Origin of the sequence: Acinetobacter sp. YH12231, assembly GCF_013417755.1 — a bacterium.
Classification (GTDB): domain Bacteria; phylum Pseudomonadota; class Gammaproteobacteria; order Pseudomonadales; family Moraxellaceae; genus Acinetobacter; species Acinetobacter amyesii.
In genome coordinates this window covers 12639-27146 of sequence record NZ_VPDJ01000013.1, presented here as the reverse complement: position 1 = coordinate 27146, position 14508 = coordinate 12639, and the positions used below count along the sequence as shown (strand labels likewise).

Sequence of the window (14508 nt, the reverse complement as noted above, 5' to 3'; positions counted from 1 at the left end):
AATTATTTACGCAATTTAAATGTTGATTCAAGGGACTCAATTTGAGACTGCATATGATCAAGTCGTTTGACCAATTGGGTCAATGGCACATCTGCTAATTGTTTAAAGCGGATTGCTGCCTTTTTCCAAGAACCACTTTCAAGCATTGGCGTGCCTGAAGAATAACTTCCAGCAACGGAAATACTTTTTGTGACCATTGACATACCGGTAATTGTCACATTATCTGCAATATTAATGTGACCTACGATACCAACAGCCCCTGCTAGCACACAATTTTTGCCAATAGTTGTACTACCAGCAATGCCACATTTCGCAGCCATTGCTGTATTTGCACCAACTTTGACGTTATGTGCGATTTGCACAAGGTTATCAATAATGACACCATCTTCCAAAATTGTGTCATCTAAAGCACCACGGTCGATACTACAATTTGAGCCAATACGCACATCATTCCCGATGCGTACAGAACCTAATTGAGCAATACGATGCCATTTCCCTTGATAAGGCGCAAAACCAAACCCTTCACCACCGATCACCGTATTTGCATGGATACGTACACGATCACCTAACTTAGCTTCACCAGTAATCGTCACATGCGAATCGATAAAACAATCTTTACCAATTTCAACACCATGATCAATCTTCACTTGTGATTCAATTCGAGTTCCTTCACCCACCACGCTATTCGCACCAATCACCACATAATGCCCAATATAAGCAGTATCAGAAATGATTGCTGAAGGATGAATTTGGGCAGTACTTTCAATTCCTGTTTCTACAGATTTTTTTTCAAAAACATGCGTCAGAATAGCGAAAGCCAGATACGGATTGGGTACGACAATGAAGTTTTGCTGTGAAGGGATTTGTGACTGCATCTCTGCAGTCACAATCAGCGCACCAGCCTGAGACTGTTGAGCTTCATTCAGATATTTATCTGCGTTTAAAAATGCAAGCTGATGCGGTTGAGCACTCTCTAAACTTGCCATTCCACTGAATAGCAAATCTAGCTGGCCAATACATTGACCTTGAACAAGTTGAGCAAGCTTTTCTAAACTGAATTTTTGAGAATTCATTGATTATTTAATTGCATTAACCTTTTGAATCATTTTATCAGTTAAATCAAACTTAGGGTCATACGCAAGTGCTGAATTTTTATTCAAAACAACATCTAACTTATTTTCTGTGCGCAATTGTTCTGCAACTTGCTTGATTCGTGTATCCATCGTGCGATTTAAAGACTGAATATTCCCTTGAACCGAAGCTTGAACTTTTTGCTGTAAATCAGTCAGCTCTTTAAGTTTAGTTTGATACTGTTGACCCATTTGCTGCTTTTGCGCAGCAGTCAACTTATCACCACCCTGCTGAGCTTTTTGCTGCATTGCTTCCAGCTCTTTAGCCAGTGATTCAATTTTAGTGGTTTGTGGTTTCAACTGCTGTTGAATTTGAGCATTTTGTTGTTTTAGATAAGTACTTTGATCCACCACCTTTTCTAAATCAACCACACCGTAACCTGCTGCATTTACCACAGCAGAACACGACATACCCAATACCGCCAAACTAGCAAATAATTTATTCATCTTATCAACCTGTAATTTTGTTATTCCCAGAAGGGTCGTACTTAGAACGTACGACCAATCTCGAATTGAATTTCTTTTGTTTCATCGCCAGCTTTATCATTAAGCGGGAATGCATAACTGAGTGAAATTGGACCAATCATCGTAATCCAAGTAAAGCCTGCACCAACGCTATAACGCATATTGTTCATATCAAAGCCGTAGTTATCTTTACAGTATTGACGGTCTTCACTAGATTTAGGAACGTCACATTGCGTATCAAATACTTGCGCACCTTCAGCAAATAAAACTGGACGGACTTGACGAGCCCAATCGCCTTTAAATGGCACAGGTAAAGCTAATTCAGTACCAAATTGAATTAAAGCATTACCACCCACTTCTTCTGGATCATAGTCAACCTTATTTTGCGCATCATAATACACACCAGGATATTTAGGCCCTAAAGTACTGTTATCATAGCCACGTACCGAACCAAAACCACCTGCATAGAAGTTTTTATAGAACGGCAAATCATTACCATAGCCTAACTTACCGTAACCACGTAATACAAAGTCTTTACCCAGTGGGAAATAGGCTTGTGCATCGTAAGTGATTTTTTGATATTCAACATCACTACCTGGTAATGCAATTTCGGCATTGACGCGGTGTGACATACCCGATGTAGGGAATACCGGGCGATTCAAGGTATTGTATGACCAACCCAAGTTAAGGTTATAAGTTAAGAAATCACCTTTAAACGCACTATCGTATGATTCTTCAGGTACTGCGCAAGTGTTGTGAGTAACAATTTTATTACCTTCACTATCTAGTACAAAATCTCCATTCGCATCAGTTTTGTATACAGGCACAGTTAATTGTGAGTTACCAGACGCATCCGTAGGACAGAATGATGTGGTATCCGTCGCCTTCCCACCATTTGCTAGTAAATAATCACGCACATAAGTAGAAACATATGGGCCTGTAGTTACTTCGGTATTATCAATATTCAAGCCCATACTGATACTTTGGTTTTCATCGATCGGATAACCAAAGTTGATACCACCACCAAAACTGTCAGTGACGTAGTTGTTAACGTTATAGTCGTCATCTAACTTGGTTTTACGGTAGTACATATTATAACCACGACGTACACCATCAATAGTGAAATACGGGTCAGTTACACTGAGGTTGTAGTAATCTTGAGTCTCAGAACGTGACAAATCGATAGAAACTGCATTACCTGTACCCAAGAAGTTGGTTTGACTCAAACCTGCTTGGAAAGTTACACCGCCACTTTGTGAGAAACCAACAGCCAAAGTACTTGTACCTGAATGCTGTTCTTCAACATTCACATTTAAATCAATTTGATCTGGCGTACCCGGAATACGTGCAGGTTTAACATCAACGGTTTTAAAGAAGCCTGTACGCTCTAAACGCACTTTAGACAAATCAATTTTTTCGTTACTTGCTAATGCGCCTTCCATTTGACGCATTTCACGACGTAGAACTTCATCAGCTGTTTTCGAGTTACCTGTAAAATTAATGCGGCGAACAGTGACTTGCTGACCCGGATTCACATAGTAATTTAAATCGACCAATTTGGTGTCTTTATTGATTTCAGGAACAATGTTCACTTCTGCAAAGTAGTAACCTGCGTTACCGTATTTACGAAGTAAAAGTTGTTTAACACCATTCACTTTTTCTTGTGAATATAAATCGCCATCTTTATAGAGTTTTAAAGCGTTTAAATCAGTTTGCGTATAAAGCGTATCACCTAAGAAATGAGTTTTACCAAACTTAAATTGTTCACCTTCATCCACCGAAACTTCGATAAAGACGTGTTTTTTATCTTCACTCAAATTCAGACTTGAATTGGTAATGTTAAAGTTGATGTAACCTTTGTTGAGATACATCGCACGTAAAGCTTCTAAACTCGCAGCCATCTTTTCACGTGCATAACGGTCATTACGAGAAATGATCGAGTTCCAACCACTTTCTTTTAATGCAAAAATTTGTTTAATTTCGCTTTCTTTAAAGACCGTATTACCAATGATATTGATATCAAATACTTTGGCAGATTGGCCTTCTTCAAACTCGATTAAGACATTAACACGGTTGTTTGGTTGAGCGGTTGTAATAACTTTGACATCAGCATCATAACGACCTTGCTGCATGTACTGTTGTTCTAATTCAGTTTCAACCGTTTGCAAAGATGATTTCTTTAAAACTTCACCTTCGGACAGACCCATTTTCTTTAAGCCTTCTTCCAAGGCTTCTTTAGGAATAAGTTTATTGCCTTTTAGCTCAACTTTAGAAATTACTGGGCGTTCAACCACTGTATATACAAGGGTATTACCGACTTGTGAAGACTTCACATCATCAAACAAACCCGACGCAAACATGCTACGAATTGAGTTTGAAATGATTTGATCATTGACACGATCACCAGCGGAGAATGGGATCATTCCGGCTACATTGTCAGGAGTTAAACGCACTAAGCCATCAACACGAATATCTTGTACTACAAAATCATCTGCTGCATATACTTGTTGTGCTACGGCCATAGCACTAACCAGTGCCAATGGCATAAATAAATGTTTGTGCTGCATGCCAGTCTTTTCCGCTGTTAATTTATTTCGTATAACGTTCTTATAAACGCATAATGTCATTGAATAGAGCCAGTAGCATCATGCTACCCAGCAATACCATACCAATTTTTAATCCAACCAATTGTATTTGTTCAGAAACAGGTTTACCACGAATTAATTCAATAAAATAGTAAATTAAATGACCGCCATCGAGCATAGGAATCGGTAGTAAATTTAAAATACCCAAACTTACACTCATCAGTGCCATAAATGAAATGAAGGTTTGCCACCCCATCTCAGCACTTTGTCCAGCCACTTTCGCAATAGTAATCGGACCAGATAAATTATCTAAACCAACCAAACCACGCACCATTTTTACAATAGAATTCAGGATCATACTAGATATCTGACCTGTTTTTTCTACCGCTTTGCCCATCGCCTCTACAGGCGTGTATTGAATGGTTTGTTTGTATTCGGCTGGAATATTGACTTTACCCGGATCACTTTGTACACCTAAAAGCCCTGTGACTTTACCCATTTGGTCACGCTTACCTTGCGGCATCACGCTTAAATGCACAATTTTATTTTGTCGTAAAACATCAATTTTAAGTAACTTTTCTGGAGAAGCTTGTACAACTTGTACAACATCAAACCAGTCTTTCATTTTTACGCCATCGATCGAAACAATTCGATCACCCACCTGCATCCCTTGGCGAATCGCTGCGCCATCTTCACTAAGCTTTGAAACCACTGCAGGAATTTCAGGACGATACGGTGTAAAACCTAGAACATCGAGTGGTGACTGAGTTTGATCACGTAAGAAACTTTGAATCGGTAAACTGAAGTTTTGAATTTGCCCTGCTCGTTCAGCTTGAATTTGAATATTGCCAGTTTCACCTACACGATCAACCAAGGCATAATTCAAGCGCTCCCAAGTGGATACTTGAGTACCATCTACGGCAGTAATTTTATCACCAGACTGCATTTGCGCAGTCGCTGCTGGTGTATTCGGTAAAATTTTACCTACGCGCGTATTGAGCTGTTCCTGAGCTGGTAAAAATAAAATCCAAAACAAAACCACTGCAAAAGCCAAGTTGATGAGTGGCCCTGCCGCAACAATTGCAATACGTTTCCAAGGGTGTTGTCGGTTAAATGCTTTTGGTAAGTCTTCTGCTGCGACATCACCTTCTCGTTCATCCAACATTTTGACATAACCACCCAGTGGCAATGCAGACAGTTGATATTGAATACCTGATTTCTTCGACGTCCACTTGAGCAGTGTTGGGCCAAAACCAATCGAATACACCAAAACCTTTACGCCCAGTTTACGTGCAACAAAATAATGCCCAAATTCATGAATCGCTATTAGCGGTCCAAGTAGCAATATTGCTGCAATAATCATAAACAAGGCATTCATGTCTTAACTTCCTGAATTCAATACTGCTTTTTCAGCAACCATACGTGCCGATTTATCTGCATGCAAAATAACATCAATATTATTTGCAGCTGAGTTTTCAACTTGCCCCAACACATGTTCCACAATTTGAGGGATTTGAGTAAAGCCAATTTTCTCATGCAAAAATGCTGCCACGGCGATTTCATTGGCTGCATTTAAAATCGTAGGAGCTAAGCCTCCAGCCTTCATGGCTTGACGTGCTAATTTTAGCGCTGGGAATCGCTGTATATCAGGCTGTTCAAAATTTAACTGAGAATGAATAAATAAATCTAATGGAGGCACATGTGTTTGAATACGCTTCGGCCATGCTAATGCATGAGCAATAGGCGTACACATATCAGGATTACCCATTTGCGCCAAAGTCGAACCATCTACATATTGAACCATTGAATGAATGATACTCTGTGGATGGACAACAACTGTTACAAATTGTTCTTCAACTGCAAAAAGATGACAGGCTTCGATCAATTCCAAGCCTTTATTCATCAGCGTTGCAGAATCAACAGAAATTTTTTGCCCCATCGACCAGTTTGGATGCTTACAGGCTTGAGCAGGCGTTACACTTTGTAATTGTTCTAAACTATGATGTAAAAATGGACCACCAGATGCGGTGAGTAAAATCTGTTTGACACCCAATTTTGGCTGACCATGACGCTCACCTTGTAGATAAGTTTCAGGCAAGCACTGGAAGATTGCATTATGTTCAGAATCGACCGGCAGTAACAAAGCATTATTTTCACGTGCGGTCTGAATCATGATGTCACCCGACATCACCAGCGCTTCTTTATTTGCAAGTAAGACACGTTTACCCGCTTTCGCAGCAGCCAATGTCGGTAACAACCCTGCTGCACCCACAATAGCGGCCATGACCACATTAACTTGTGGATGTTCTGCTACTGCGATTAATCCGGCTTCATCATGTAAGATTTCAATATCAGTTAATTTTTCAGCTACGAGTAATTGGCGCAGTTCATCCACTTTATTGAATGGAACAACTGCGATTTTCGGTCGATATTGTTTGCATATTTCGACAAGTTCTACAATTCGGCTATGTGCAGTGACTGCAAAAACTGAATACTCTTCGGGGTGCTGTTGCAGAATCTTTAAAGTACTTTGACCAATGGATCCTGTTACACCCAATATACAAACAGATTGTGACATCTATAAATCTACGCCAATTAATTTTAAAACATACATACCTGCTGCAAAGATAGGTGCTGCAGCAAGCAACGAGTCGATACGGTCCAGCACACCACCATGTCCGGGAAGAATACGACCAGAATCTTTGATCCCTGCACGACGCTTGATCATCGATTCAAATAAATCACCAAGTACTGAACTAAATACTGTTATTACTGAAAGTATTAAAAATAAAATATGTTCAGCGATGCTTAAATCAAGATAAATAATTTCAACAACAATAACAATTAGCATTGCAGTGAATAGACCGCCATATAAACCTTCGATCGATTTATTTGGGCTCACATCTGGTGCAAGTTTTTTCTTACCAAATTTACGTCCCACGAAGTATGCACCACTGTCTGCACCCCATACCAACAGGAACAGATACATGAGCCACCACGGTGAGTTCATCCACACAGAAAAAATAGCAGTTACCGCAGCAGGAACTAAGACTAAACCAATACCACTCAGACTCGGGTTATACCAGTTATCGTAATCAGGATAAGACTTCACCCAATAGACACTTAAGATCCAAGTAAAGATCGAAGCCGCCCAAAGCAGTAATGCAACATCTGTAAAATGCAATGCTAGTGCTGAAAGAATAGCAGTGACTAGACCATAGCCCCAAGCGAAAGGTTTAATCACATTTTGTGTATTCCGCGGCATGAGTTTGAACCACTCATAACCCGCGACAGCTGATGCAATAATCATCAGCACAAGCATTGGGTATTTAGACTCGGTTGCAAACATGCAACTCAGTACAACTGAAACCAGTACCAATGCGGTTATTATCCGCTCTAACATTTATTTATTCTCAAACTGCTCTTGTTGAATCTGCTCTGAAGTCTTACCAAAACGACGTTCACGACCACCAAATACCGCTAGTGCGTCGTCAAATTCTTCAATGGTAAATTCAGGCCATAATGTCTGGGTAAAATAAAGTTCTGCATACGCAGCTTGCCAAAGCAAGAAGTTCGAGAGACGGAAATCACCACCTGTACGAATTAACAAATCTACCGGAGGTAGATCACTTAAACTGACATATTGACCAAAGACTTCAGCATCCACTGCTTCAAGATTTATTTTGTTAGTTAAAACATCTGCTGCGATTTTTTTTGCAGCCTGTGTCATATCCCACATACCACCGTAACTAATTGCAATAGTTAAAGTCATGCTATCGAAATTAGCAGTCCTTTGTTCAGCTTGCAACATTAAGTCACGTAAGTTAGGAGATAAGCGAGAACGATCACCAATAAAACGTAGGGAAATGTTAAATTTTTCCATGCGTGGCAACTGTTCATGAATGGTTTCTTCAAGAAGAGCCATCAACAAATCAACCTCAAACTGAGGACGATTCCAATTTTCACTCGAAAAAGCAAAAACCGTCAGTGCTTGGATATTTCTTTTACGACAATGTTCAACGATGGGATCTAGGATGTCCTTTCCAGAACGATGCCCTTCACCTTTTTGCATTTGATTCTTTTTGGCAAAACGATTGTTGCCATCCATAATGATGGCAACATGTTTTGGAAGACGGGAAGTTTCTTCAGATGAGGTCATTAAAACTTAGACCTTCATCAATTCAGCTTCTTTTGCAGCCAGACGTTTTTCAACTTCAGCAACGAATTTGTCTGTGATTTTTTGAATGTCATCACCCGCGCGACGCTCATCATCTTCAGAAATTTCTTTTTCTTTTAACAATGCTTTGATATCACCCAAAACATCACGACGGATGTTACGGATCGCAACTTTTGCATTTTCAGCTTCGTTACGTGCAACTTTCTGCATGTCTTTACGTGTTTCTTCTGTTAATGCAGCCATAGGAACACGAATAGCATCAGCAGTAATCGGGTTTAAGCCCAAGTCAGATTCACGGATTGCTTTATCAATTGCAGCAACCATTGAACGTTCAAAAGGCTGAACAAGTAAAGTACGAGAGTCTTCTACACCCACGTTCGCTACTTGGTTTAATGGCACATCAGAGCCATAGTAAGGAACCATAACACCATTTAAAATTGATGGGTGCGCGCGCCCTGTACGAACTTTAGCAAAACCATGCTCTAGAGAATCTAGAGATTTGTTCATACGGTCTTCTGCGTCTTTTTTAAGATCGTTAATCATGTGATCTTCCTTACTTAATTCGAAAAGATGTAAATTCTAAAATAGCTTGTAGTATAAAGAGCTTTAAGGCCCACGTACATTAGTTAGTAACGTGAGTACCCTCTTTTTCACCCATTACCACTGAAAGTAATGAACCTGATTTGTTCATATCAAATACTTGAAGTGGAACGTTGTGGTCACGGCATAAGCAGATCGCAGTTAAATCCATCACACCCAGTTTTTCATCTAAAACTTGGTCAAATGTTAATGCATCGTATTTCACTGCATCTTCATATTTACTTGGATCTTTGTTGTATACGCCATCAACCTTCGTCGCTTTAAGGATAAGATTGGCTTCAATCTCGATACCGCGTAAGCATGCCGCTGTATCTGTCGTAAAGAATGGGTTACCCGTACCTGCGACAAATACACACACTTCGCCACGAGTTAAATGACGAATAGCATCACGGCTAGAGTATGATTCAACTACTGCACCAATGGGTAAAGCTGACATTAGACGAGTTTTGATATTACGTCGTACCAAAGCATCACGAAGTGCCAAACCGTTCATCACAGTGGCCAACATACCCATTTGGTCACCTGTTACACGGCCAACCAAACCATCTTTTTGTAATTGGCTACCACGGTAAAGGTTACCACCACCGACAACGATACCCACTTGAACACCCAAACCAACAAGGTGCGCAATTGCGAGTGACATTTGATCGAGCACTTGTGCATCGATACCCATCTCTTTATTGCCCGCTAAAGCTTCACCTGAAAGCTTAAGCAGGATGCGACCAAAACGTGGTTTTTTAGAATCAAGCATCATCAACTCCGAATTATTTAATTTCAATTATTTTTAATGAATCGTTTAAGCAGACTTAACCGAGATTAGTTTTGCAAATAAGTCATATTCATCTGCATCTGTGATTTCTACTTCAAGTAAATCACCTGCTTTAATCACTGACTTATCGATATCTTCAACAAAAACATTACCGTCAATTTCAGGTGCATCTGCATAAGAACGTGCAACAGCAACTGGGAACTCTTCTTCAAGATCATCCACCAGTACTGTCATTTTCTGACCGATACGACTTTGCAATTTCGCAGCAGAGATTTCTTGCTGAACTTGCATGAAACGTTCATAACGCTCTTGTTTGATTTCTTCAGGCACATGATCTGGCAAATCATTTGCAGTCGCGCCTTCAACTGGTGAGTAAGTAAAACAACCCACACGATCAAGCTGCGCTTCTTTTAACCAATCAAGCAACATTTGGAAGTCTTCTTCAGTTTCACCCGGGAAGCCCACAACAAATGTAGAACGAATCACAAGATCAGGACATTTCTCACGCCAAACTTTTAAACGCTCCAGTGTATTTTCACTGTGTGCAGGACGTTTCATGAGTTTTAGAATCTTAGGACTTGCATGTTGGAATGGAATATCCAAATACGGCAGGATTTTGCCTTGTGCCATTAAGTCAATCACAGCATCTACATGTGGATATGGATATACATAGTGCAGACGCACCCAGATACCCAATTGACCCAATGCTTCACACATGTCATAGAATTTGGTTTTAACGGGCTGACCGTTCCAGAAGTCCAATTTGTATTTGGTGTCTACGCCATAAGCCGATGTATCTTGAGAAATCACAAGGACTTCTTTTACGCCTGCTTTTTTCAGCGCTTGAGCTTCAGTCAATACTGAACCTACTGGACGAGAAACCAAATCACCACGCATGCTCGGAATAATGCAGAATGTGCAACGATGGTTACAACCTTCTGAAATCTTCAAATAAGCATAATGTTTTGGTGTTAATCGAATACCTTGTTCAGGTACTAGATCAATAAACGGATTGTGTTTCGGTGGCTCAGGCACGTATTCGTGCACAGCTTCCATCACTTCTTGATATGCCGCAGCACCTGTCACTTTTAAGACATTTGGGTGCATTTGGCGAATTTTGTCTTCGTCTTTACCTAAACAACCAGTCACAATTACGCGACCGTTTGAACTCATCGCTTCACCAATGGCATCTAGCGACTCTTGTACTGCAGATTCAATAAAACCACAGGTATTTACAACTACTAAATCGGCACCATCATAATCTGATGCTACATCATAACCTTCAGTCTTTAACTGAGTTAAAATTCGTTCGGAATCTACCAATGCCTTAGGACAACCTAAAGAAACAAAACCGACTTTGGGGGATTTCATGAATCTGCGCTCCACTATAATCCGCGTATTGTATGTCTTTTCAAAACATAAAAACAGGTGAAAAGGTCACTCTTTATATCACGCACCAAAATAATGCTATAAATTCATCCATATAATTTCATTTGCACCATTTTAATGCATTTTAGATTTACAGCCTGTTTTTAATCAGCTATACACTTTATTTAAAGTCTTAAATAAGCGCATTTATTCAAATAAGCATCAAAACTTAGCGTATTTCTGAAATAGTTGGCTTATATCTTGCATAACTTGCATCAATTCGAACCTTATTAGATTGAACGATTTGCTTTATGAAGATGCCATTGCGCCATTTTAAGACAGGAACCTCTCGCTAATGGATCAGACTATGACGATTGATTACCGGCTTTTAGTGGATAATTTAACCACTGCCATTTTATTGGTCGATAGCAACCTGAATATTTTTTATTTAAATTCATCTTGTGAAGCGCTTTTTGACATCAGCTTACTTCGTGCATCAGGTCAGCCTGTATTAAATTTACTTCATATGCCCGATGATGAATTCAATACGCATGATGCATTAATGAATACATTAACTTCTGGTCAACACTATACGCGCCGAGAAGCAACGATTAATGTCAACTTTAAAGACATTCATGTCGATTACACCGTGTCACAACTCAACTCTGGTAAACCCTACCATCCTTTGCTATTGATTGAGCTGAATCAAATCGACCGGATGTTGAAAATCTCTAAAGAAGAAAACCTGATTCAACAGCATCAAGTCGCACGACAACTGATTCGTGGTGTTGCCCATGAAATTAAAAATCCACTCGGTGGTATCCGTGGGGCGACACAACTTTTAGCGCGTAGCTTAAATGATCCGAAGTACAGCGAATTCACCGACATTATTATTAGTGAAGTAGACCGATTACGTAATCTTGCTGACACTATGCTTGGTTCAAGACAATTACCAAGTTACGAACCAGTCAATGTCCATGAACCCCTTGAACGTGTTCGTTCACTGATCGTCAACCAAACCAAAAAGAAAATTAAGATCACTCGTGATTACGACCTTTCTTTACCGGATGTTCTGGCAGATCGTGATCAATTAATTCAGGTCATGCTGAATATCAGTGTTAATGCTGTTCAGGCGATGACTGAAAATAAAGAGTTCTTTGTTGAGCATCAACCAGAACTAACCTTGCGCACACGTATTCAACGCTTAGTCACCATCAATGGTGTATTAAAACGTTCTGCGGTACGCATTGACATTGAGGACAATGGACCGGGTGTCCCACAAGAAATATTAGAATCCGTATTTTATCCTTTAGTGACAGGACGAGCGAAAGGCACAGGTCTCGGCCTTAGCATTGCACAAAATATTATGCATCAACATAACGGAATGATTGAATGCCAATCAGTTCCTGGAAAAACAGTATTTAGCCTATATTTACCTTGGGAGTCAGATCATGTCGCGTAATAAGATTTGGGTCATCGATGATGATCGCGCCATGCGTTGGGTGCTGGAAAAAACATTCAAAGAAGAAGGTTTTGATGTTACCAGTTTTGAAGAAGCACAATCCGCTTTAGATCAGTTAAGTGTCGATGCGCCAGATGTTATTTTGACAGACATCCGTATGCCGGGTATTGATGGACTGACCTTTTTAGGTAAAGTCAAAGGCAACTACCCTGACTTACCTGTGATCATTATGACTGCACATTCAGATTTAGAATCTGCTGTGTCGAGCTATCAAACGGGTGCATTTGAATATCTACCAAAACCTTTTGATATTGATGAAGCCTTAGCGCTTGTAAACCGTGCAATTTTACATATCGCCAAATTACAACAACAAGAATCTGCTAAAACCGTTCAACCGATTCAATCTACAGAGATTATTGGTGAATCTCCTGCTATGCAGGAAGTCTTCCGTGCCATTGGTCGTCTTTCTCAATCACACATTACTGTATTAATTAATGGTGAATCAGGCACAGGGAAAGAATTGGTTGCGCATGCGCTGCATAAGCATTCACCACGTGGCAACAAGCCTTTTATTGCGCTCAATATGGCAGCAATTCCAAAAGATTTGATCGAAACTGAATTATTTGGTCATGAAAAAGGCGCATTCACCGGTGCTAACACACAGCGTCAAGGGCGTTTCGAACAAGCCAATGGCGGGACTCTTTTCCTTGATGAAATTGGCGACATGCCATTTGAAACTCAAACACGTTTACTGCGTGTTTTAGCGGATGGCGAATTCTACCGTGTCGGTGGTCACATCCCAGTCAAGGTGGATGTCCGTATCGTTGCTGCAACGCACCAAGACTTAGAAAAGTTAGTACATGAAGGTCGCTTCCGTGAAGACTTGTACCACCGTCTAAACGTGATTCGTATTCATATTCCAAAACTTGCACATCGTAGTGAAGATATTCCGATGCTTGCACAGCATTTCCTTGCAAGTGCAGGTAAAGAACTTGGGGTAAGTCCGAAGATTCTGCGTCCTGAAACGCAAGAATACATGCAAAAACTGCCATGGCAAGGTAATGTGCGTCAGCTTGAAAATACCTGTCGTTGGTTAACGGTTATGATCACAGGCCGTGAAGTTTATCCAGAAGATTTACCGTCTGAATTAAAACAGATTCCAATTCAAGGCACAGATGGCAATCCTGCTACTCAAGGGATTGATCGTATTGGTGTGCATCACTGGGATGAGTTACTTGGTCAATGGGCCGTACAAAAACTTAAAAATGGTGAGATGAAAATTCTCGACATTGCCACACCAATGTTTGAACGCACCCTCATCAATGCTGCACTACAGCAAACACGTGGGCGTAAGCGCCATGCAGCAGAACTTTTAGGTTGGGGTCGTAATACCTTAACCCGTAAACTTAAAGAACTCGGTATGGACAGTGCCGAAGATGATGTCGAAGAAGAATTAGAAAGTTAATTTTCTGATTTTCATTAAAAAAGCCAGTCACTTAACTGGCTTTTTTATTTTGAGATTTTTTAGCAATATTTTATGCCGTAAAGCCGACATAACGTGAATAACCTTCCACCCCTAAATCAGACTTATATATCAGAAACTCAGGGAAACTTGAGGCGGTAATTTCAGTAAACATATGATATTGATCATCATTGGCATGCAAGTCATCGACTGTATGCTGCATAGTTTGCTCAAATTCATCGGTAATAAACTCAAAACCAATATCCATTGCAATAAACAGCACATGCTCACATGGCTGTACATACTGCTCTTCTGACCAATCAATCACTTGCTGCTGACAATGTGGACACTGAATGTTATCTGAAGGAGAAATATCAAGTTCGATCAATTGATAAGACATAGAAGTAAATTTATTCATGAATATTAGATTTATTCTAACAAAACTTAGTTTCAGCTAAAGATATTTATTCAATAAAAAAGGAGCCGTAGC

At 40.1% G+C, this 14508-nt stretch carries 13 protein-coding genes; 2 read left to right on the top strand and 11 right to left on the bottom strand.

Annotation, left to right across the window (positions count from 1 at the left end):
• Positions 1–2: 2 nt before the first annotated feature.
• The 10 genes from lpxD to rimO form a co-directional block, all read right to left on the bottom strand.
• Positions 3–1073, bottom strand: a complete 1071-nt coding sequence (lpxD, locus tag FTV11_RS09425; protein ID WP_180007772.1) for a UDP-3-O-(3-hydroxymyristoyl)glucosamine N-acyltransferase — start codon at positions 1071–1073, stop codon at positions 3–5.
• A gap of 3 nt (positions 1074–1076) precedes the next feature.
• A complete protein-coding gene (locus FTV11_RS09420) occupies positions 1077–1577 on the bottom strand; it encodes an OmpH family outer membrane protein (RefSeq protein WP_180007771.1) in 501 nt (166 codons plus the stop codon).
• Between the two features lie 41 nt (positions 1578–1618).
• Positions 1619–4162, bottom strand: a complete 2544-nt coding sequence (bamA, locus tag FTV11_RS09415; protein WP_180007770.1) for an outer membrane protein assembly factor BamA — start codon at positions 4160–4162, stop codon at positions 1619–1621.
• A gap of 40 nt (positions 4163–4202) precedes the next feature.
• Complete coding sequence (rseP, locus tag FTV11_RS09410) at positions 4203–5558, bottom strand: RIP metalloprotease RseP (RefSeq protein ID WP_180073889.1); 1356 nt, start codon at positions 5556–5558, stop codon at positions 4203–4205.
• A gap of 3 nt (positions 5559–5561) precedes the next feature.
• Positions 5562–6758 (bottom strand): 1-deoxy-D-xylulose-5-phosphate reductoisomerase, encoded by a 1197-nt coding sequence (gene ispC, locus FTV11_RS09405; RefSeq protein WP_180027017.1) that lies wholly within the window; start codon positions 6756–6758, stop codon positions 5562–5564.
• A complete protein-coding gene (locus FTV11_RS09400; RefSeq protein ID WP_078193533.1) occupies positions 6759–7583 on the bottom strand; it encodes a CDP-archaeol synthase in 825 nt (274 codons plus the stop codon).
• Positions 7584–8339, bottom strand: coding sequence for a polyprenyl diphosphate synthase (gene uppS, locus FTV11_RS09395; RefSeq protein WP_180041113.1), 756 nt, complete (start codon positions 8337–8339; stop codon positions 7584–7586).
• Between the two features lie 6 nt (positions 8340–8345).
• The gene (gene frr / locus FTV11_RS09390; RefSeq protein ID WP_078188724.1) at positions 8346–8900 is read right to left on the bottom strand and encodes a ribosome recycling factor; all 555 of its coding nucleotides are present in this window, start codon (positions 8898–8900) and stop codon (positions 8346–8348) included.
• Between the two features lie 79 nt (positions 8901–8979).
• On the bottom strand, positions 8980–9708 hold the full coding sequence (pyrH, locus tag FTV11_RS09385; protein ID WP_078193535.1) for a UMP kinase: 729 nt from the start codon (positions 9706–9708) through the stop codon (positions 8980–8982).
• A 45-nt stretch (positions 9709–9753) separates the two neighbouring features.
• On the bottom strand, positions 9754–11097 hold the full coding sequence (rimO, locus tag FTV11_RS09380; protein ID WP_111883759.1) for a 30S ribosomal protein S12 methylthiotransferase RimO: 1344 nt from the start codon (positions 11095–11097) through the stop codon (positions 9754–9756).
• 352 nt (positions 11098–11449) lie between these two features.
• Between rimO and glnL the strand changes: the two genes are divergently transcribed.
• Both glnL and glnG read left to right on the top strand, forming a co-directional pair.
• Positions 11450–12556 carry a nitrogen regulation protein NR(II) gene (gene glnL, locus FTV11_RS09375; RefSeq protein WP_078188727.1) on the top strand — a complete coding sequence of 369 codons (1107 nt, stop codon included), beginning with the start codon at positions 11450–11452 and terminating at the stop codon, positions 12554–12556.
• On the top strand, positions 12546–14021 hold the full coding sequence (gene glnG / locus FTV11_RS09370) for a nitrogen regulation protein NR(I) (RefSeq protein ID WP_078188728.1): 1476 nt from the start codon (positions 12546–12548) through the stop codon (positions 14019–14021). The genes glnL and glnG overlap by 11 nt, the downstream gene beginning before the upstream one ends.
• Before the next feature lie 70 nt (positions 14022–14091).
• Here the strand turns inward: glnG and FTV11_RS09365 are convergent, their stop codons facing one another.
• Positions 14092–14418, bottom strand: coding sequence for a hypothetical protein (locus tag FTV11_RS09365; protein ID WP_078193710.1), 327 nt, complete (start codon positions 14416–14418; stop codon positions 14092–14094).
• Between the last annotated feature and the right edge of the window lie 90 nt (positions 14419–14508).